Genomic DNA, 557 nt, shown 5'->3' on the forward strand with positions numbered 1-557 from the left:
GGGCGACCCAATTCGCGGCAGTTACAGCATCGACCCTTGCGTATTTGAGGAAAATGGCGAATATTACATATACTTTGGCGGTATTTGGGGCGGCCAGCTTCAACGCTACAAGGACAATAAGGCTTTGGAAACAGGCGGGACATTTCCCGCTAAAAATGAGCCAGCGATTTGCGCGAGAGTGGCAAAGTTAAGCGCGGACATGCTCCAGTTCGCGGAAGAGCCTCGTCCCGTTGTCATTCTAGGTAAAGACGGAAAGCCGCTTACCGCCGGTGAAAATGAAAAGCGTTTTTTTGAAGCTTCGTGGATGCACAAATACAATGGCAAATATTATTTCTCTTATTCGACCGGCGACACCCACTTTTTATGCTATGCCACAGGCGACAATCCCTACGGGCCATTTACATATCAGGGAGTGATTTTAACGCCGGTAGTCGGCTGGACAACCCATCACTCAATTACGGGGTACAAGGGCAAGTGGTATCTTTTCCACCATGACAGCGTTCCTTCAGGCGGCGTAACATGGCTTCGCAGTTTAAAAGTAACTAAGTTAAAATACA

Annotated in this window: 1 protein-coding gene; it reads left to right on the forward strand. The window is 48.3% G+C overall.

The genetic code is table 11. From position 1 onward, the window contains the following. A partial coding sequence (locus ACYVRA_RS08390; protein WP_461252272.1) for a family 43 glycosylhydrolase occupies positions 1–557 on the forward strand: 557 nt, incomplete at both ends.

The sequence above is a fragment of the Treponema sp. R8-4-B8 genome (assembly GCF_054786175.1).